14 protein-coding genes are annotated in these 18,901 nt (G+C 70.8%); 6 read left to right on the forward strand and 8 right to left on the reverse strand.

The window, feature by feature from the left end; all coding sequences use genetic code 11:
* Nucleotides 1-22: 22 nt before the first annotated feature.
* The 3 genes from WME89_RS32565 to WME89_RS32575 form a co-directional block, all read right to left on the reverse strand.
* Nucleotides 23-901 carry a carbohydrate ABC transporter permease gene (locus WME89_RS32565; RefSeq protein WP_438003559.1) on the reverse strand — a complete coding sequence of 293 codons (879 nt, stop codon included), beginning with the start codon at nucleotides 899-901 and terminating at the stop codon, nucleotides 23-25.
* A 1-nt stretch (nucleotide 902) separates the two neighbouring features.
* Nucleotides 903-1,844 (reverse strand): carbohydrate ABC transporter permease, encoded by a 942-nt coding sequence (locus WME89_RS32570; RefSeq protein ID WP_438003560.1) that lies wholly within the window; start codon nucleotides 1,842-1,844, stop codon nucleotides 903-905.
* Between the two features lie 113 nt (nucleotides 1,845-1,957).
* On the reverse strand, nucleotides 1,958-3,367 hold the full coding sequence (locus WME89_RS32575; RefSeq protein ID WP_438003561.1) for an ABC transporter substrate-binding protein: 1,410 nt from the start codon (nucleotides 3,365-3,367) through the stop codon (nucleotides 1,958-1,960).
* A gap of 439 nt (nucleotides 3,368-3,806) precedes the next feature.
* Here WME89_RS32575 and WME89_RS32580 point away from each other — a divergent pair, with 439 nt between their 5' ends.
* The gene (locus WME89_RS32580; protein ID WP_438003562.1) at nucleotides 3,807-5,075 is read left to right on the forward strand and encodes an isochorismate synthase; all 1,269 of its coding nucleotides are present in this window, start codon (nucleotides 3,807-3,809) and stop codon (nucleotides 5,073-5,075) included.
* A 24-nt stretch (nucleotides 5,076-5,099) separates the two neighbouring features.
* Here WME89_RS32580 and WME89_RS32585 read toward each other — a convergent pair whose 3' ends face one another.
* Nucleotides 5,100-5,225, reverse strand: a complete 126-nt coding sequence (locus WME89_RS32585; protein WP_438003563.1) for a hypothetical protein — start codon at nucleotides 5,223-5,225, stop codon at nucleotides 5,100-5,102.
* A gap of 39 nt (nucleotides 5,226-5,264) precedes the next feature.
* Between WME89_RS32585 and pabB the strand changes: the two genes are divergently transcribed.
* The gene (pabB, locus tag WME89_RS32590; protein WP_438003564.1) at nucleotides 5,265-7,418 is read left to right on the forward strand and encodes an aminodeoxychorismate synthase component I; all 2,154 of its coding nucleotides are present in this window, start codon (nucleotides 5,265-5,267) and stop codon (nucleotides 7,416-7,418) included.
* Nucleotides 7,419-7,500: 82 nt separating this feature from the next.
* Nucleotides 7,501-9,651, forward strand: a complete 2,151-nt coding sequence (locus tag WME89_RS32595) for an anthranilate synthase component I (RefSeq protein WP_438003565.1) — start codon at nucleotides 7,501-7,503, stop codon at nucleotides 9,649-9,651.
* Between the two features lie 402 nt (nucleotides 9,652-10,053).
* Here WME89_RS32595 and WME89_RS32600 read toward each other — a convergent pair whose 3' ends face one another.
* Nucleotides 10,054-10,881 (reverse strand): GNAT family N-acetyltransferase, encoded by an 828-nt coding sequence (locus WME89_RS32600; protein WP_438003566.1) that lies wholly within the window; start codon nucleotides 10,879-10,881, stop codon nucleotides 10,054-10,056.
* 276 nt (nucleotides 10,882-11,157) lie between these two features.
* On the opposite strand from WME89_RS32600, the gene argG reads away from it, so the two are divergent.
* Entirely contained in the window at nucleotides 11,158-12,510 is a 1,353-nt protein-coding gene (argG, locus tag WME89_RS32605) for an argininosuccinate synthase (RefSeq protein WP_437661539.1), read from the forward strand.
* A 242-nt stretch (nucleotides 12,511-12,752) separates the two neighbouring features.
* Complete coding sequence (locus WME89_RS32610) at nucleotides 12,753-13,112, forward strand: phage holin family protein (RefSeq protein ID WP_438003567.1); 360 nt, start codon at nucleotides 12,753-12,755, stop codon at nucleotides 13,110-13,112.
* A gap of 18 nt (nucleotides 13,113-13,130) precedes the next feature.
* On the opposite strand, the gene WME89_RS32615 is transcribed toward WME89_RS32610, so the two are convergent.
* Complete coding sequence (locus WME89_RS32615; RefSeq protein ID WP_438003568.1) at nucleotides 13,131-14,114, reverse strand: aldo/keto reductase; 984 nt, start codon at nucleotides 14,112-14,114, stop codon at nucleotides 13,131-13,133.
* A 57-nt stretch (nucleotides 14,115-14,171) separates the two neighbouring features.
* The gene (locus WME89_RS32620) at nucleotides 14,172-15,890 is read right to left on the reverse strand and encodes a MutS-related protein (RefSeq protein ID WP_438003569.1); all 1,719 of its coding nucleotides are present in this window, start codon (nucleotides 15,888-15,890) and stop codon (nucleotides 14,172-14,174) included.
* Between the two features lie 187 nt (nucleotides 15,891-16,077).
* Between WME89_RS32620 and WME89_RS32625 the strand changes: the two genes are divergently transcribed.
* The gene (locus WME89_RS32625; protein WP_438003570.1) at nucleotides 16,078-16,986 is read left to right on the forward strand and encodes a BON domain-containing protein; all 909 of its coding nucleotides are present in this window, start codon (nucleotides 16,078-16,080) and stop codon (nucleotides 16,984-16,986) included.
* Between the two features lie 66 nt (nucleotides 16,987-17,052).
* On the opposite strand, the gene WME89_RS32630 is transcribed toward WME89_RS32625, so the two are convergent.
* Nucleotides 17,053-18,738, reverse strand: a complete 1,686-nt coding sequence (locus tag WME89_RS32630; RefSeq protein WP_438003571.1) for a protein kinase domain-containing protein — start codon at nucleotides 18,736-18,738, stop codon at nucleotides 17,053-17,055.
* Nucleotides 18,739-18,901: the final 163 nt, after the last annotated feature.

Genomic DNA, 18,901 nt, shown 5'->3' on the forward strand with positions numbered 1-18,901 from the left:
CCTGCCGCCCGCGCCGCGCGGCTCAGCCCTTCACCGCGCCGGCCGTGAGCCCCGCGAGGATGCGCCGCTGGAAGACCAGCGTCAGCACCACGAGCGGCACGGTCACGACGATGGACGCCGCCATCGTCTGCCCCCAGGGGATCTCGTAGACGCCGCTGGTCGACGTCGAGAACGCCTGGATCGCGTAGGTCACCGTGCGCTTGTCCGGCGTCTGGGTGAAGGAGAGCGCGAAGAGGAACTCGTTCCAGGCGGCGATGAAGGCGAGGATGCCGGTCGTCGCCATCCCGGGGACCGAGAGCGGAAGCATGATCTTCGTGAACACCTGCCAGGGCGTCGCGCCGTCGACGTACGCCGCCTCCTCGATCTCGCGCGGGATCGCCTTCAGGAAGCCGGTCAGCACCCACACGGTGAAGGGGAGCGTGAAGATGAGGTACGTCAAGATCAGCGCGGGGAGCTGGTTGTAGAGCTTGAAGAAGTTGATCATCTCGAACAGGGCGCCGAGGACGGCGATCTGCGGGAAGATGGTCATCGCCAGGACGGTGTAGAGCACCACGCTGCGCCCGCGGAACTGGAACCTCCCGAGCGCATAGGCGGCCAGGGAGCCGACGGCGAGCGACACCGCCGTGACCGAGACGGCGACGATCACGCTGTTGAGGAGCGCCGTCTGGAACTCGCCGTTCTCCAGCACGAGCCGGTAGTTGTCGAGCGTCACGCGGCCGGGCCAGTAGCGGACCGGGGTCGTGAAGAGCTCGTCGTCGGGCTTGACCGAGGAGATGAACGCCCAGACGAACGGGAAGATGGTGAACACGACGATCGAGGCGACGAGCGCGTAGAACAGGGCCCGCAAGGCGCCCTGTCCCGGCGAGCGACGCGCCCCGGTGTCGCGCGGAGAGCCGCTCATCTCAGGCCTCCTCGGTGCGGAACACCGCGATATAGATCATGATGAACACCGCGATGATCAAGAAGAGCGCGACGGAGACCGCCGAGCCGTAGCCGATGTTCGAGATGCTGACGAGGGTCTGCTGGGCGTACGTCGCCATGGTCTGCATGTCCGGCCGGTTGCCGAACATGACGAAGAAGACGTCGAAGACCCGGAGCGCGTCGAGCGTGCGGAAGATGAGCGCGACGAGCATCGAGGGCTTGAGGAGCGGCAGGGTGATGCGGGTGAACTGCTGGAGCGGCGTCGCGCCGTCGACCCGCGCGGCCTCGTAGAGATCGCTCGGGATGAGCTGCAGCCCGGCGAGCAGGAGGAGCGCCATGAACGGCGTCGTCTTCCAGATGTCGATGAGCGCCACCGCCCAGAAGGACACGTCGGGATCGGCGACGAAGGCGATGTTGCGGTCCAGGACGCCGAGCCGGTGGACGAGGAGGTCGTTGAAGACGCCGTAGACGTCGTTGTACATCCACTTCCACATCTGGGCGGAGATGACGGTCGGGATGGCCCAGGGGATGAGCATGGCCGCGCGCACCGCCGAGCGCCCCTTGAACTGGGAGTTCACGACGAGCGCGATGGCGAGCCCGAGCGCGAGCTCGCTCACCACGGTGACGACCGTGAAGAGGACCGTGAGCAGGACGGCGTCGCGGAAATAGCTGTCCTGCACGAGGTCCGCGTAGTTCTGCGCTCCGACGAACCTGGCGGGCTCCCCGGTGCCGAGGCGCGCGTTCGTGAAGCTCAGGTAGAACGTCTCCGCGAGCGGATAGAGCGCGATGAAGGCGACGACGACGAGCGTCGGCAGGAGGAACAGCCAGGCGCGCCGCCGGCGCCGCGCCTCGAACGACGTGCTGTCGGCGCGGGCCGCCGCGCTCGTGGCGCTCGTGGACTTGATGTTCGCCGGCGTGCTCATGAGATCATCCGTCCTCGCGAAGTGGTGTGGCCGGGGCTCGGGCGCGGCGCGCGGGCCGCGGGAGGGTCGATGCGCCTCGACGCGGCCGACGCGGCCGAGCGTTCACAGGAGGATCACCGGAGCGCGCGCGTGAGGCGCTGCTCCACCTGCCCGAGCACCTCCTTCGGATCCTTGCCCTGAAGGACCTGGCTCACGCCCTGGAAGAACGCGATCGACGCCTCGTTGTACCGGGCGCCGGTGGTGTTCGAGGGGCGCGGCACGAGCGCGATGTCCTTCGCGTTCGCCAGGAAGGGCAGCGACTTCACCACCTCCGCGTCCTGCTGCACCGACGGGATCGTCGGGATGAACGAGCCGGCGGTCGCGCGGAACTTCTGCGCTTCAGGGCTCGTCAGGTAGCGCACGAGCTCGATGGCCGCGTCCTTCTGCGGCGAGAACTTCGAGACGGCGAGCTGCCATCCGCCGACGGTGCCCGAGCTCTTCTGGCCGGGCTCGTGCGGCAGCGGGCCCGCGGTGAACTTCCCCTTGATCGGCGACTTCTTCGCGTTGCCCGCCGCGTAGGCATACGGCCAGTTGCGCATGAAGGCGGCGTTCCCGCCCTGGAACGTGTTGCGGGCGTCCTCCTCCTCGTAGCTCGTCACGCCGGCCGAGGAGATCGAGCCCACCCAGCCCTTGGCGCGCGCGAGCGCCTTCTGGGCGCCCGGGTTGTTCACGGTGATCTTGCCGCCCTCGATGATCGCGCCCCCGCCGTGCGAGGCGACCCACTCCAGCGCGTTGCAGGTCAGCCCTTCATAGGCCTTGCCCTGCCAGACGAACCCGAGGAAGTTCGGGTTGCTCGCCCGCTCGCCGTCCTGGATCTTCTTCGCCATCTGCTCGAGCTCGTCCCACGTCTCCGGCGGCTTCTGGAAGCCGTACTTCTCCAGCAGATCGGTGCGGGAGTAGAGCAGGCCGAAGTCGGTGAACCACGGCATCGCCACGAGCTTGCCGTCGATCGTGTTGTTCTGGACGATGCTCTCGATGTGCTGCTTCGCCGCCTCGCCGAGCTTCTCCTTCAGATCGACGAGGTTCTGGGCGAAGGCGCCGGGCCAGATGACGTCCAGCATCATGACGTCCACGTCCCCGGACTGCGCCTGGAACAGGCGTTGATAGACAGAGTAGGTCTCGGTCGCGTCCTTCGGCCGGGGGATGATGGTCACCTCGATGCCGGTGTCCTGCTGGAACTGCTTGACCATCACCTTGTCGAGCTCGGCGCCCACGCCCAGCGGCTCGCTGTAATACTTGAGCTTGCTGCCGGCGTATTTCTTCGCCTCGGCGGCGTTCGGCACCGTGGGGGGCTGCAGCTTGATCACCTTCTCGCCCGGCGCCTCTGCGACCACGGCCGCGCTCGCCGTCGGGGCGGCGCCAGGGCGGCCCTCGCCCGCGGGCGGGCTCTTCTCGCCGCCGCGGCAGGCGCACAGGCCAACGACGAAGAGGACCAGCGCTGTGGTGCGAAGGGCGCGGAGGTCGTGCTGCGGAGTGAGGTCCATCGCAGGATCCTTTCTGAGCTCTGTTCCGAGGGTTTCCGCGTGCCCGGGGGCACTCGGTACATCGAGACGCGCCGCTCACGAGCGCCGCGACGGGTGAGGCCCGCGGCAGCATCGAACAGATGCGCGCTCCGAGGCAAGGGATCGCACCGCCTCTCCGCGACAGATCTCCGGGCACGTGCGCGACAAGCTCGCGTCAAGGCAGAGCGCAGCGCGCGATTTCTGCGGCGCGATTTCTACGGCTAGATCCGTCCAGCGTGCGCGTTGCGCAGGCTGCTTTGCGCTTGCGGAGCCTATCCGGAGGCGGTAGAGCCGACGCTGCGCGGCCGGCGCTCGCGATCCGGCATGGCGCCGCGGGCGCTTGGCCTGCTGGCTCCAGACTGTTCCTGCCGAGCAGGACGAGCTCAAACCGGCCTGCGCACGGCGGTGCATGACTCCCCTGATGTTCTCTTCTTCGGTCGATGCCCCGCGCGAGGCAGCGCGGCTGGTCGCCCGCACCATCCGGCTCGACGCCGACACGCTCGCGAGGCTGCCCGGCGGCGTCTCGGCGCTCGCGGGGGACGACGCGCGCGTCTGGATGCACCCCAGCGCGCAGCTGATCGCGCACGGGGTGGCGGCCCGCCTGGAGCTGCCGCACGGCGTCGAGGGCGGCGTGGGGTGGATCCGGGAGGTGCTCTCGTCGATCGGCGCCGCCGACGCCGTGGGCCGCCCGGGCTGCGGCCCGGTGGCGCTCGGCGCGCTCCCTTTCGATCGGAAGGAGCCTGCCGCGCTCATCGTGCCTGCCCAGCTCGTCGGCATGGCGCCCGACGGGACCGCGTGGGTCACCACCATCGGCGACGGCGCCGCCCCCGCGCCGCGCCTCGAGCGGGCCGAGGGCCACCGGCGCTCGCCCGACAGCTTCACGCTGAGGTCGGCGCTCCCGCACGACGAGTGGTGCGCGCGCATCGCGCACGCGGTGGCGGACATCCAGCGCGGCGATCTCTCCAAGGTCGTCGTGGCGCGCGCGGTCGACGTCGAGGCGAACCGGCCCATCGTCGTCGAGGAGGTCCTCCGCCGCCTGACCGCGCTGTACCCCTCGTGCGCGATCTTCCACTTCGACGGCTTCCTCGGCGCGAGCCCGGAGCTCCTGCTCTCGCGCCGCGCGCGCGCGGTCTCCTCGCACCCGCTCGCCGGCACCTACGCGGTCTCCGCCGACGTCGACGCCGACCGCCGGTTCTCCGAGGTCCTGCGGAAGTCGGCCAAGGACCAGCGCGAGCACCGCTTCGTGGTGGAGGCCGTGGCCGCGGCGCTCGCGCCGGAGTGCGCGTCCCTCGACGTCCCGAGCGAGCCGTCGATCCTGAGCCTCCGCAACGTGATGCACCTCGGCACGTCGATCCACGGCCAGCTCAAGGAGACGGCGCCGGACGCGCTCACGCTGGCCGCGCGGCTGCACCCGACGCCCGCCGTGTGCGGCACGCCGCGCGACGCCGCGGAGGCCTGGCTGGGCGCGCACGAGGGGATCCGGCGCGGGCTCTACGCGGGGCTCGTGGGCTGGGTCGACGCCCGCGGCGACGGCGACTGGTTCATCGGCATCCGCAGCGCCACGGTCGACGGCGCGCGCGCCCGGATGGTCGCCGGCGTCGGGGTGGTCGCGGGCTCCAGCCCCGAGGCCGAGCTGGTGGAGACGCAGCTCAAGCTCCAGGCCATGCTCGCGGCCATCATCCGCCCCTGATGCGAGGGCCGCCGCCCGGGCCACTCACCCGCGCCGCGCCGGCTCGCCCGTATCGCCTGCGTTGCCCGCGTTGCCTGCATTGCCCACGTTGCCTGCATTGCCCACGTTGCCCACGTTGCCCACGTTGCCCACGTTGCCCACGTTGCCCACGTTGACTGCGTCCGCGCGGGCCCCCAGGGGAGCTTCGCCGTGAAGACACTCCTGATCGACAACTACGACTCGTACACCCACATCCTCGGGCAGTACCTCTGGGAGGTGAACGGCGAGAAGCCGATCATCGTCAGGAACGACAGCCTCTCGCTCGCCGAGATCAGGGACCTGGACATCGACAGCATCGTCATCTCGCCCGGCCCTGGCCGCCCCGAGCGCCGGGCCGATTTCGGCGTCTGCGCGGAGGTGATCGAGGCGCTGACCGACACGCCGATCCTCGGCGTCTGCCTGGGCCACCAGGGGCTCGCGGCGCGGTTCGGCGGGCGCGTCCGGCACGCCCCGCGGGTGATGCACGGCAAGGTCGCCGAGGTCGAGCACGACGGCACCGGGCTGTTCCTGGGCGTGCCCAGCCCGTTCAAGGTGGTGCGCTACCACTCGCTCATCGTCGACGACGACGACCTCCCGGCCGAGATCCAGGTGACCGCGCGGACGCGCGGCGACGGGCTCATCATGGCCCTGCAGATCAAGGACCGGCCTCTCCACGGCGTGCAGTTCCACCCCGAGTCGATCGGCACCGAGCACGGCCGGAAAATCCTCAGCAATTTCCGCGAGATAACCGCTCACGCGGCGCGCGCCCGGCGGGCCCCGGCGCTGGCCGGGGGCGCGCGGTCGACGACGCGCGCGCGGGGACGCGGCCGCGTGCGCCACCTCCGGCTCCCCTGGGTCGATCCCGAGCGGGTGTTCGCCGGGCTCTTCGCCGCGGCTCCCCGCGCGTTCTGGCTCGACTCGAGCGCGCCCGGCGGCGACGGGCGCTTCTCGTTCATGGGGAGCGCGACCGAGGCCATCGAGAGCCACGGCGCCACGGTGACGCGCTGGAGCGGCGGGAGCTCGGAGGAGCTCCTCACCCCGGCCGTGTCCGAGGGGAGCCCTTTCGCGGCGCTCCGGCGGGAGCTCGCGGCGGTGTCGCTCGAGCCGAGCGGCCTGCCGTTCCACTTCACCGGCGGCCTCGTGGGCTACCTCGGCTACGAGCTCAAGGAGCACCTCGGCTTCGGCGCGTCCGCCCACCCGCGCCGCGCGCTCCCGGACAGCGCGATGATGGTCGCGCGGCGGCTCCTGGCCTTCGACCACGTCGAGCGCGCCGTGTACGCGTGCGCGATCGGCGCGGGCGAGCCCTCGCTGTCCTCGTCGCCCGCGGCCGATTCATGGCTGGACGAGATCGCGGCGCGGCTGCGGGAGCTCCCGGACCTCGCCGAGCCGGTCCTCCCGCCGGTCCCGGAGGGCTTCGCCGACCGCGTCGCGCCCTCGCAGCGGCTCTCGCGCAAGGAGCACCTCGACGCCGTCGAGGCCATCCTCGCCGAGATCCACGACGGCGAGACGTACGAGGTGTGCCTCACCAACGAGTTCCACGTGCGCACCTCGCTGGACCCGTTCGCCCTCTACCGCGTCCTGCGCCGCACGAACCCCGCGCCGTTCTCGGCCTACCTCAGGCTGCCGGCGGGCGCGGTGCTGTCGTCGTCGCCGGAGCGGTTCCTCTCGGTCGATCGGGCGCGGCGGGTGCGCAGCGAGCCGATCAAGGGGACGCGGCCGAAGGGCGCCACCGAGGCGGAGACGCAGGCGCTGCGCCGCGATCTCGAGACGAGCGAGAAGGATCGCTCCGAGCTGCTCATGATCATCGACCTGGTCCGCAACGACCTCAGCCGGGTCTGCGCGATGGGCTCGATCGCGGTCGAGCAGCTCCAGCGGATCACCGAGCACGCGACCCTGCTCCAGCTCTCCGCGGTGATCACGGGCGCGCTGCGCGAGGGCCGCGACGCGATCGACGCGCTCGAGGCCTGCTTCCCCGGCGGCTCGATCACGGGGGCGCCGAAGCACCGGACGATCTCGATCATCGACGCGCTCGAGCGGCGCACGCGCGGCGTGTACACCGGCGCGATCGGCTACCTCGCCTTCGAGGGCCCCATGGACATGAACATCGCCATCCGGACCCTCGTCGCCGACGGCGAGGGGGTCAGCTTCGGCAGCGGCGGCGCGGTGGTCGCGGAGTCGAGCCCCGAGGCCGAGTACGAGGAGGTCCTCGTCAAAAGCTTCCCGCTGCTCCGCGCCGTGTACCTCGCGGAGCGCGCCGTCGACGCTGGCCGAGCGTCCGCGCCCGGCCCGCATTCGACGAGGGCGTCGCGCGGAGGACGTGCCTGACGAACACTTGCCCGCGGCGAAGAAGCCGGTGCCGGGCGCATGCCGCACCGCATATACTCGCCGCGCAGGAGGAGACGCTGTCGTGAAACGAGAGAGCAACGTTACGAGGAAGGGAGTCGCGGTGCGGCGGGTCGTCGAGGACCTCGCCGTCGACGGCGCGATCCAGCCCATCGTGGAGGCGCTCGACAGCCACCTCGGCGTCGTCCTGGCGTCCAGCTACGAGGTTCCCGGCCGGTACACGCGCTGGGACATCGGCTTCATCGACCCGCCGGTCGTGCTCGTCTCCCGCGGCCGCGACTTCCGCTTCACGGCGCTGAACGAGCGCGGGCGCGTGATCCTGCCTGCCATCGACGAGGCGCTCCGGGACCTCGACGCCGTCGCGGGCGTCGAGCGCCGCGGGGACGAGGTGGTCGGCGCGGTCAGGCCGCCGGGGGAGCGGGTGCCCGAGGAGCTGCGCAGCCGCCAGCCGTCGATCTTCTCGGTGCTGCGGCGGCTCATCGAGGTCTTCAAGACCCCGGGCGACCCGCTCTTCGGGCTCTACGGCGCGTTCGCGTACGATCTCGCCTTCCAGTTCGAGCCGATCCGGCTCCGCCTCGAGCGCCCGGCCGACCAGCGGGATCTCGTCCTCTACCTGCCCGACGAGATCGTCGCCGTCGACCACCGCCGCGAGCGCGCGACGCGCACGCGCTACGAGCTCACGTGCGGCGATCGCTCGACCGACGGGCTGCCGCGCGAGGGCGCGGCGCGCGCCTACGTCGGGGCCGACCGAGCGCCGCAGAACGAGTACGCGCCGGGCGAGTACGCCGATCTCGTCCGGGTCGCGCGCGAGTCCTTCAAGCGGGGCGATCTCTTCGAGGTCGTCCCGGGCCAGACGCTGTACGAGCCGTGCCCTGTCGCGCCGACGGAGCTGTTTTACCGGCTGCGCGAGCGCAACCCGGCGCCCTACGGCTTCCTGATGAACCTCGGCGACGCCGAGTACCTCGTCGGCGCCTCGCCGGAGATGTACGTGCGCGTCGAGGGCGACCGCGTCGAGACCTGCCCCATCTCGGGCACGATCCCGCGCGGCAGCGACCCGATCGCCGACGCGGCGCAGATCGCGCGCCTGCTCGCGTCAGCGAAGGACGAGTCGGAGCTCACGATGTGCACGGACGTCGATCGCAACGACAAGTCCCGCATCTGCGTGCCGGGGAGCGTCCGGGTGATCGGGCGCCGGCAGATCGAGATGTACTCGCGGCTGATCCACACGGTCGATCACATCGAGGGCCGGCTGCGCGAGGGCTTCGACGCGCTGGACGCGTTCCTGGCGCACACCTGGGCGGTGACGGTCACGGGGGCGCCGAAGGCCTGGGCCATGCAGTTCATCGAGGACCACGAGCGCTCGCCGCGCGCCTGGTACGGGGCCGCGGTCGGGATCGTCGGCTTCGACGGCAGCATGAACACGGGGCTCACGCTGCGCACGATCCGGGTCAAGGACGGCGTGGCCCAGGTCCGGGTGGGCGCGACGCTGCTCTACGACTCCGATCCCGACGAGGAGGAGCGCGAGACCCACGTGAAGGCGTCGGCGCTGCTCGACGCGATCCGCAGGCCGCGGGGCGTGCCCGCGCAGGCGCCCGCGGCGATCAGCGCGGTGGGGAGCGGGCTCAAGGTCCTGCTCGTGGATCATCAGGACTCGTTCGTGCACACGCTGGCCAACTACCTCCGGCAGACGGGCGCCGAGGTGATGACGCTCCGCGCCGGCTTCCCGCACAGCGAGCTCGACGCCTACGCGCCGGACCTGGTGGTGCTGTCGCCCGGGCCTGGCTCGCCGAGCGACTTCGACCTCTCGGGGACGCTCTCGGCGCTGCTCGAGCGGCGGCTGCCCGTCTTCGGCGTGTGCCTCGGCCTGCAGGGGATGGTCGAGCACTTCGGCGGCAAGCTCGGCATCCTCGACTACCCGATGCACGGCAAGGCCTCGAAGGTCCGCGTGCTCGGGGGGCGCCTCTTCGAGGGGCTGCCGCGCGAGTTCCGCGCGGGGCGCTATCACTCGCTGTATGCGCTGAGGGACGCGCTGCCCTCCTCCCTGACGGTCACGGCCGAGACCGAGGACGGCGTCGTGATGGCGATCGAGCACGCGGAGCTGCCTGTCGCGGCGGTGCAGTTCCACCCCGAGTCGATCCTGTCGCAGGACGACGACGTGGGGCTCCGGCTCGTGCGGAACGCCGTCACCGAGCTGCGCAGGGGCAGCGGGCGCTGATGCGGTAGAGCAGGCGAGGGCGGGAGGGGGATCCGGGGGCCTACCGTGGTCCCGCTCGTGACCCGCTCGACAGGGGCAAGCCCTCGCGCCGCGCGGCGGACTCCTCTCCAGGGCTGCGTGGAGCTCTGGAGTCGGGCGATCCGGGCCAGTGGAGGATTGTCTTCAGCAGAGCGCTGAACGCGACCGGTTCAGGCCACAAAATGAAAAAGCGCCGCCGGGGCCTTGGGGGGGAAAGGCCACGCCAGCGACGCTGAATGCTTTATTAGCATCGAGCATGCCATGGGTTGGTTCCGCCGTTCTCGGGCAATTCGAATGGATGTCCAGGGCGATTATTTCGTTTTTGCAAGGACGGAGCTGCACGTCTGCAACTGCGCGGCGTCGATCCAGGAAGCTCGGGAGCGCTCAGGTTGAGCCCTGAGGATTCTCGCCTTGTCGCACAAAAACACCCTTGCTGTACGCCATGAAGAAGCCGAGCCGCATGGCATTGCGCTCCGTGGGGATGCCGGGGCTCGCGCTGATGCACGCCAGGTCGCATCCGCGCTCGCGCACCCGCTCCAGCCGGCGGACGATGAGCGCCTGCTGAATACCGCGCTCGCGGAAGCGGGGGAGCACCGAGGCGCCGAAGAGCGCGGCGCCACCGCCAGCGATCTCCACGCTGCCGCCGCCGGCGGGCTCGCCCTCGACGAGCGCCAGATACGAGTCGCAGCGGGGGTGCACGACGACGCGGCGGGTGATGTCGAAGAGCGCGGGCACGATCGGCTCGTCGGCGGGCCGGAAGCCGCTCGTCGCGATCTCGATGAACACCCGGACCTGCGCGTCATCGCCGGGGTCGACGCGCACGATCTCGAGCCCCCCGGGGCCCCCGCGCGGCGCCAGCGCGCGGAGGTCCTCGTCCGGCGCGATCTCGCGCGCCAGCACGTTCTCGAACTCGCGCAGGACGAACCCGCGCTCGGCGAGGCCGCGCACCAGCGACTCGTGCGCGAAGGGGCAGACCTGTATCTGCGGCTCCGCGCCGCGCGTCGTGTAGAACGCCACGAGACGATCGAGCTCCTCGCTGGAGACGGGGCCGTCCAGCCCGAGCCCCACAGCGAAGTTGCCCCAGGAGCCGTCTCCATCAAAGGCCATCCACCCGCCCGCGATGGGCTCCGCGCAGGCGACCACGGAAGCGGTGGCGAGCGCCAGCCGGCGCTCCTCGATCCGGGCGATCTCTACGTACGACAGCTTCGGCATGGGCTGCACCTCATCGGCAAGGAGGGTTGCGTGAGACGGTGTCCTCCATCCTAGTCCGATGAGCCCCGCCCCGCGCCGCTTCGTGCAGGCAAGCACGCTCGAGGCCGCCGACCGCGGCGAGCGAGCGCGCTCGCTCACGTTGACCGAGCGGCGGTCGCGCGCCCGTGCGCGGTCGCTCCCCGCGCGGCGAGCGCCGCTGCCGGCGCGCTCCGGGGCTCCCCTGCCCCACGATCTACGCTCGCGTGTCCGCGGGCGTTGCGACTATGCTGCGCCGCCATGAGCAGGATCTTCCGTTCTCTCCCCCCGGCCGGCACCCACCTCGGCATCGCGTTCTCGGGCGGCCTCGACACGCGCTGCGCGGTGGCGTGGCTGTCGCGCAACGGGCTCAAGGTGCATGCGTACACCGCCGATCTGGCGCAGCCGGACGAGGACTCCCCCGGCGACATCCCGCCCATCGCCCTGCAGCACGGCGCGGTCTCCGCGAAGCTCGTGGACTGTCGCGAGGCGCTGGTGCGCGAGGGCATCCTCGCCATCCAGTGCGGCGCCTTCCACCTCTCGACGGGCGGCAAGAAGTACTTCAACACCACGCCGCTCGGCCGCGCGGTGACGACGACCGCGATCGTGCGCGCGATGCGCGAGGACGACGTCCACGTCTTCGGCGACGGCAGCACGCACAAGGGCAACGACATCCAGCGGTTCTATCGCTATGGCATCTTCGTCGACCCCTCGCTCCAGATCTACAAGCCCTGGCTCGACCCGAAGTTCGTGGGTGAGCTCGGCGGGCGCAAGGAGATGAGCGAGTACCTCGAGCGCCACGGGCTGCCCTACCGCATGGGGACGGAGAAGGCGTACAGCACCGACGCCAACGTGCTCGGCGCGACGCACGAGGCGAAGGACCTCGAGCGCCTCGACACAGGGATCAAGATCGTCCAGCCGATCATGGGCGTCGCCTCGTTCCGGCCGGAGGTCGCCATCGAGGCCGAGACGGTGACGCTCGGCTTCGAGCGCGGCGTCCCGGCGACCATCAACGGCAAGCGCTTCAACTCCCTGTTCGACCTGTTCGTCGAGTGCAACCGGATCGGCGGGCGGCACGGGCTCGGCATGAGCGACCAGATCGAGAACCGGGTCATCGACGCGAAGAGCCGCGGCATCTACGAGGCGCCGGGCATGGCGCTCATCCACGCCGTGTACGAGCGGCTCCTGTCCGCCATTCACAACGAGAACACCCTCGATGTGTACTTCACCCAGGGCCGGCGCCTCGGCCGCCTGCTCTACGAGGGCAAGTGGTACGACCCGGAGGCGATGATGCTGAAGGACGCGCTCTCGCGCTGGATCGCGCCCGGCGTGACCGGCGAGGTGACGCTCGAGCTGCGCCGCGGCGACGACTACAGCCTCGTCAACACGCGCGCGGACTACATGGCCTATGCGCCGCACAAGCTGTCGATGGAGAAGGTCGAGGAGGCCTACTTCACCCCCGAGGATCGCATTGGCGCGCTCGAGCTCCAGAACCTCTCGGTCACGGACAACCGCCAGTTCCTGATCCACCTCATCGAGAGCACCCAGGCCCTCGGTCCGGGCGGCGCCCCCGCCATCGGCGAGCTGCTCGGCGGCGACAAGCCGAAGGAGTGAGCCGGAACGACGGCTGAATCGACGCCCCGCGCGCTGCCCCGGCGCGCTCTGCGCGAGACGCGCAGCAGCCCGGCCGACCCGCTGCCCGGCTGCTCACCTGAACCACGCATCGTGACCGTCAGCGGAGCGTCCGGGGCGAGCCCCTCCCTCACCGGGCGAGGTTGCGCTCCGCCCGCGCCTGGGTCACCAAGAACGGGCGAACGTCGGCCCGCCCGGAGCGGTGCCGGCCCAGGGAGGTGGTCATGAAGGCGCTCATCATCCAGGCACTCGCCGCGGGCATCGCGGTCCTCATCGGAACGAAGATCATGCCCGGCGTGCGGATCCGCAAGACCGGGACGGCGCTCATCGTCGCCGCCGTGTTCACGCTCCTCAACCTCCTGCTCGGCTGGCTCGTGAAGTTCCTGGTCGCGGTGGCGCTCTTGCCCGCCGCCATCCTCACGCTCGGCCTGGCCTATCTCTTCTTCGGTCTCGTCGTGAACTCCGTGCTGCTCTACGCGACCGACAAGCTCATCGACGATTTCGAGATCCGGGGGCTCGGGCCGCTCTTCGGCACGGCCGCCCTGATCTCCTTCGCTGGGTGGCTCCTGCCGCGCATCCTCTGAGCCCGCCGGCGGGAGGCCTCACCAGAGCTGGTGAACCGCAGGCCGGAGCCGCCGGTCGTAGATCTCGCGGATCTTCGCCATCGTCTCCTGCGGCAGGGCGGGCAGGTCCGCGGCGCTCGTGTTCTGGTCCACCTGGTCAGGGCGCTTCGCGCCGGGGATGACGCACGTCACCGCGTCCTCCATCAAGATCCAGCGCATCGTCCAGGCGGCCATGCTCACGCCGGCGGGCACGAGCGGGCGGAGCTCCTCGACGACCTCGAGGCCCAGATTGTAGTCGACGCCAGAGAACGTCTCGCCCTTGTCGAACGCCGCGCCCTCGCGGTTGAAGTTGCGGTGATCGTCGGCGGCGAACGTCGTCGCGGCGCTCATCTTCCCGGTGAGCAGCCCCGACGAGAGGGGCAGTCTCGCCAGGATCCCTACCTGCCGGCGCTTCGCCTCCGGGAAGAAGAGCTCGGCCGGGCGCTGCCGGAGGACGTTGTAGATGATCTGCACCGATTGCACACCGGGGTACTCGATGGCCTTGAGCGCCTCTTCGACCCGCTCGACGCTGACGCCGTAAAAGCGGATCTTGCCCGCCTTCACCAGCCGATCGAGGGCGTCGAACACCTCGGGCCGATAATAGACGTCCGTGGGGGGGCAGTGCAGCTGGAGGAGGTCGAGCGCCTCTGTCTCGAGGTTCTTCAGGCTGCGCTCGACGAAGGCCGTCAGGTTCTGCTCGCTGTAGCTGGCCACGTTGTGGGCGTTGAGCCGCCGGCCCGCCTTCGTCGCGATGACGATCTCCTCGCGCCGCTCCCGCCGCAGGCGCGCGAGCAGCTGCTCGCTCCGGCCGTCGCCGTACACGTCCGCGGTGTCGAAGAAGTTCACGCCACGGTCGGCGGCCCGGTGCAGCGCGGCGAGCGACTCCTTGTCGTCCACGTCGCCCCAGGTGCCCCCGATCGCCCAGGCCCCGAAGCTCACCGAGGAGACGCGCAGACCCGTTCTGCCAAGAGATCGATATTCCATGGCGGCGCATACAACCAGATTTTTCCAGCCGCGGCGAGCGCGCCGTGCCGCTCGCGCTCAGCCGGGCTCGACCCGCCGACGGTGCGCGCGCTTGCTGCGCTCGACCAGCGCGACGAGCTCCTCGCGCGTGACCCCGAGGCGCGCCGCGGTCCGCTGCGCGAGCGAGGTCCGGGCGACCCCGCCCACGAACTGGTACGTCGGCCACTGCTGCGCATCGAGCTCGACCTGCAGGAACACGAGCCGCTCCACCGGCCGCTCCCGCTCGAGCCGCGCCGCGAGCTCCAGGAAATGGGTCGTGATGAAGGCCTGAGGGCGGAGCTCCGAGAGGAGCGAGATCACGAGCTGGAAGATCTCCTCCCCTTCGGAGGGGTTCGTGCCGGAGCAGAGCTCGTCGAGCACCACCATGTCGCCGACCTGCATCGCCTCGAACAGCGACCGGATGCGCAGGAGCTCCATCCCGAGGCGGCCCTCGCTCTGGTCGGCCTGCGCTTGCTCGATCAGCGACACGAAGAGCCCGTGGCACGGGGAGAGGCGCGCCGCCGCCGCCGGCACGAAGAAGCCCGCCTGTCCGAGCATCTGCGCGAGCGAGAGCGCCTCGAGCAGCCGCGTCTTCCCCCCCGAGTTCGGCCCGGTCACGATGACCGTCGCGTCGTTGTGCTCGGTCGCGATGTCGCACGGGACGATGCTCGCCGAGCTCGCGAGCAGGAGCGGGTTGAACAGCCCCTTGAGCTCGCGCCCAGGGGCCCCGTCGCGCGGGCCGCCTGGCCAGACGAGCTCGGGGCCGCCTGGCCAGGCGAGCTCGGGCAGGCAGACGGCGAGGCCGGCCGCGCGGGCGCGCTCGCGCAGCGCGAGGCCGGCGAGGTAGAACTCGAGATCTCCGAGCAGCTGGACGAGCGCGACGAGCTCGTCCTCGAGGCCCTCGAACACGCTGTTGACGTAGCGGATGAGCAGCTCGTCCTCGCTGAAGCGGTACCCCCTCCACAGCATCACGAGCTTGGTGACCACGCGCCCGAGCGGCGACTTGTAGAAGCGGTTCTCGTCGTTCTCGCGGATCGCCAGGGCGCGGAGGTCGCGGACATGGCCGTCGGAGCCGACGCGGATGCGGACATCCAGCGTCGCGAGCTCCTCGTCGTACGCGAGCAGGTCCGCGAGGCGGCGGTACGCCTCGGTCTCGCGCACCGCCGCGCCGAACGCGGGGAGCCGGGCGAGGCCGGAGCGCGCGCCCGCGAACCCGTCGGCGAGCGCGTCGATCGCCTCCTTCGTGGCGACGAGGATGTCCAGCCGGCGCCGGCTGCCCTCCCGGCGCGAGATGGAGATCGTCTCCAGCTGGCCCACCCAGCGGCGGAGCGCCGCATACGCGCCCGCGAGATCGCGGCGCAGCGCCTCCGAGCCGGTGAGCTCCCGGAAGATGTCGCGCCGGAGCTCGACGGTGTCGCGGTCGCTCGGCGGCCGGGAGAGGGCGCGGCCGAGCAGCGCCGGGCTCGGGATGTACGTGCGCCCGTCGCTCGTGAAGTGCAGGCAGCCCACGATGAGCTCCTGGAGGAAGACGTGCTGCGCGAAGCGGGTCGGGTCCCATGTCGACGCGGGCAGCGACGCCGACTCGACGTGCCGATCGATCGCTCCCCCGGGCGCGCCGCCCGCGAACGCGAACGTCAGCGACTCCTTGACCGCCCGCGCGTCGACCCGGAGCGCCGGCCGGTGCGCCAGGAGGTCGGGCGCGGCGCGCTGCCCGGGCAGGGCGTCGGGCGGGACGGGTTCCGGCGACGCCGCGCTCACGGCCTCGAGCCTACGATGCGGAAGGACGGAGCGCTCGTCCGGCGTCCTGTGCCGCCGCCGCGCGGCGGCAAGGGAAGTTCTCGGCATGGGCGTGCCGACAAGCGCGCAGCGCGGTTGTTCCCGAGCAGCCGGGGACGACCGCGTTCATGGCACGACGTCTGCCTGGGTGGACGGCCGGAGATACACCATGAGCTACCGCTGCACGATGAGCAGAATACGCTGGCTCTCCGGCCCAACCGTCCTCGCGCTCGCCCTCTTCGGCACGGCCTGCAGGAGCGAGAGCGACAGAGCCGAAGGAGCGGTCCGCGAGCCAGGGGACCGGACGGGCGACAGGAGCGCGCAGCCCGAAGGCCAGCGCCAGACGCCCGGGCAGGAGGGGCGCGACCAGGCCGAGCGGCTGGGCGACAAGGCCGAGCAGCTCGCCCGGGAGGGCCAGAATCTCGGCAAGGAGGCGCGCGAGCAGGCCGAGAGGGTGGGTGAGAAGGCCGAGCAGCTCGCCGAGCGAGGGCGCGAGGTGGGCAACGAGGTCAACAGCCAGATGAACAGGGTCGGCGAGCAGACCGGCGCCCTCAAGGACGACAAGGGCCAGGGCGGCCGCGATCAGGCCGCGCAGCCCACCGCGCCGAAGGACCAGGGCGGCCGCGATCAGGCCGCGCAGCCCGCCACGCCGAAGGATCAGGGTGGCCGCGATCGGGCCGCGCAGCCCGCCGCGCCGAAGGACCAGGCCGGCGGCGCCGGGGAGAAGGCGCAGCAACAAGGGAACGCCGTCGCGACCACGCGCGACGCCTGGACGCAGGCGGCGAAGGACGACGATTACCAGGTCAGCTTCGGCCGCGACGGGGCCGTCGTCGCGACCAAGGAGGCCAAGGACTCGGACAAGCGGCCGCCCGACGAGGAGCTCCGCAACGCCGTGGGCGGCAAGCTCGCGGGCAGCGATCACGAGGCGGTGAAGAAGCTCAACGTCACCGTGCGCGACGGGGTCGTCACCCTGCAGGGCAGCGTCGTCAGCATCAAGGAGGCGACCGAGGCGGTGAAGGAGGCCATGAAGGCCGAGGGGGTCACCAAGGTGATCTCCCATATCCGCCCCCAGTCGTGACCGCTGGGCTCGTCACCTGGCCATCGCGCCCATGGGGCCAGGCGGGGCGGCCTCCGCCCGGCCCGGCTACTTGGTATAATTGGTGGGCCGCAGCTTGACCGAGCGCTCGACGGACTCGGCTGGCGTCAGCGTCAGCATGATCGTCTCATCGAAGCAGTCGGACCTGGACACCATGACGACCTGGGTCCCGACGGGCAGCTCGGTCTTGAGCGGCGTCTTGCCGAGCGTCTTGCCCTTCCAGCTCACGATCGCGTCGGGCGGGTCGCTCGCGATCACCACGCTCACCTTCGGGCCTTCCTCCGGCTTCTTCTCGACGGCCTCGCTGGTCTCCGCGCCGCGCGCGGCAGCGGTCATGGGAGCCGCCCCGACGGGCGCGCCCTTGCTCGCGGCGTAGAGCGCGCCCCCGGCGAGCGCGACGAGCGCGGCCAGGCCGGACGCCCCGACCAGGTAGCCGCGCCTCGACGGGGACGTCGGCATCGACGTCGCGCGCAGGCTCACGGAGTCGCTCACGGGGGTCCTGGGTCGCTCGAGGACCGAGGACCGCGCGAGGCCCGAGGGCAGCGCGACCCCCGAGGAGCCCGACCGATCGAGGCCCGGCTGGCTGGGCTCGCCGAGGTAGGGGAGCCTGCTCCCCGAGCCGGAGCCCGAGCGCGAGCTCGCTGGACCCATCGCGGCGCTGATGCCGCTGATCGTCACCGGGCCGGAGGGCTCGCTGAGCATCGAGGCGCCGGCCACCCGCTCGATCTGCGCCCTGATCTGCTGGCGTATGGTCGCCCGGTTCTCCGAATAGATCCCGCGCATGCAGGCGCCGAGGAACTCGCTGCGCACGTCCTCGCCCGACCACTGCAGGTAGCTCTCGATGACGTCGCACATCTCCTGCGCCGTGGCGAAGCGCTTCGACGGCTCGCGGTCGAGGGCCTTCGCGGCGATCTGGTCGAGCGCGATCGGGATCCCCGGGACGATGGTCGAGAGCCGCGGGACCTTCCCCAGCAGGAGCTGGTGCATCACGCTGATCTGATCGCCCTCGAACAGCCGCCGGCCGGCGAGGAGCTCCCAGAGCACGACGCCCACCGCGAAGATGTCCGCCCGTCGATCCACCGTCTTGCCCGACGTGACCTGCTCGGGCGCCATATAGGTCAGCTTGCCCTTGAAGGTGCCGCTCTCGGTCCGGGAGGAATTGACCGCGGCCTTGGCCACGCCGAAATCGACCAGCTTCACCGCGCCGTCGTACGTGACGAAGATGTTGTGCGGAGAGACGTCGCGGTGAACGATGCCGAGCGGCCTTCCATCGAAGTCACAGAGCTCGTGCGCGTAATGCAGGCCGCGCAGCACCTCGGCGATGATCCGGAGCCACGTGGAGCGAACGAGCCCGCCCGTGCCCGGCTCCCGGTCGGCGGCCGATTTCATGACGCGCTTCAGCGGCTGGCCTTCCAGGTACTCCATCACGATGAAGTAGCCTTCCTGATCGCTGCCCACCTCGTAGGTCTGGACGACGTTGGGGTGGTTCATGCGCGCCGAGAGCTTCGCCTCGTCCATGAACATGAGGACGTGGCGGTCCTCCTCGTCCGCGAAGCTGCGAAGGCGCTTCACCACGACCAGCTTGTTCACGGAGGCCGGCCCGTGCGCCATCGCGAGGAAGACGTCGGCCATCCCGCCGCGGCCGAGCTTCGCAATGGGACGATAGCGGCCGAGACCAAGCTGGGTCGGCGTGTCTCTCAGGATCGAAGCTCCGTGTTCTCCGGTCACACCCACCTCAGTATGCAAAATTCATTAATTGCGGGTCCAAGTCAATACTCAATACGAAGAGTTTGTGGCGTCGTCGCCGGGGCAACATGCCCCAGTGCGCGAGGGGCGAGAACCGTGAGAGAAAGAAGGGTGCGAGACGACATCCGAGCACAGCCGCTCACGCGGGTGT

Origin of the sequence: Sorangium sp. So ce321 (assembly GCF_051530195.1) — a bacterium.
Classification (GTDB): domain Bacteria; phylum Myxococcota_A; class Polyangia; order Polyangiales; family Polyangiaceae; genus Sorangium.

Bases quoted from the DNA above. Each gene is read 5' to 3' on its own strand.
- WME89_RS32615 (WP_438003568.1), bottom strand. From the start codon at position 14,114: ATGGAATATCGATCTCTTGGCAGAACGGGTCTGCGCGTCTCCTCGGTG.
- WME89_RS32570 (WP_438003560.1), bottom strand. From the start codon at position 1,844: ATGAGCACGCCGGCGAACATCAAGTCCACGAGCGCCACGAGCGCGGCG.
- WME89_RS32610 (WP_438003567.1), top strand. From the start codon at position 12,753: ATGAAGGCGCTCATCATCCAGGCACTCGCCGCGGGCATCGCGGTCCTC.
- WME89_RS32625 (WP_438003570.1), top strand. From the start codon at position 16,078: ATGAGCTACCGCTGCACGATGAGCAGAATACGCTGGCTCTCCGGCCCA.
- WME89_RS32575 (WP_438003561.1), bottom strand. From the start codon at position 3,367: ATGGACCTCACTCCGCAGCACGACCTCCGCGCCCTTCGCACCACAGCG.
- argG (WP_437661539.1), top strand. From the start codon at position 11,158: ATGAGCAGGATCTTCCGTTCTCTCCCCCCGGCCGGCACCCACCTCGGC.
- WME89_RS32565 (WP_438003559.1), bottom strand. From the start codon at position 901: ATGAGCGGCTCTCCGCGCGACACCGGGGCGCGTCGCTCGCCGGGACAG.
- WME89_RS32580 (WP_438003562.1), top strand. From the start codon at position 3,807: ATGTTCTCTTCTTCGGTCGATGCCCCGCGCGAGGCAGCGCGGCTGGTC.
- WME89_RS32600 (WP_438003566.1), bottom strand. From the start codon at position 10,881: ATGCCGAAGCTGTCGTACGTAGAGATCGCCCGGATCGAGGAGCGCCGG.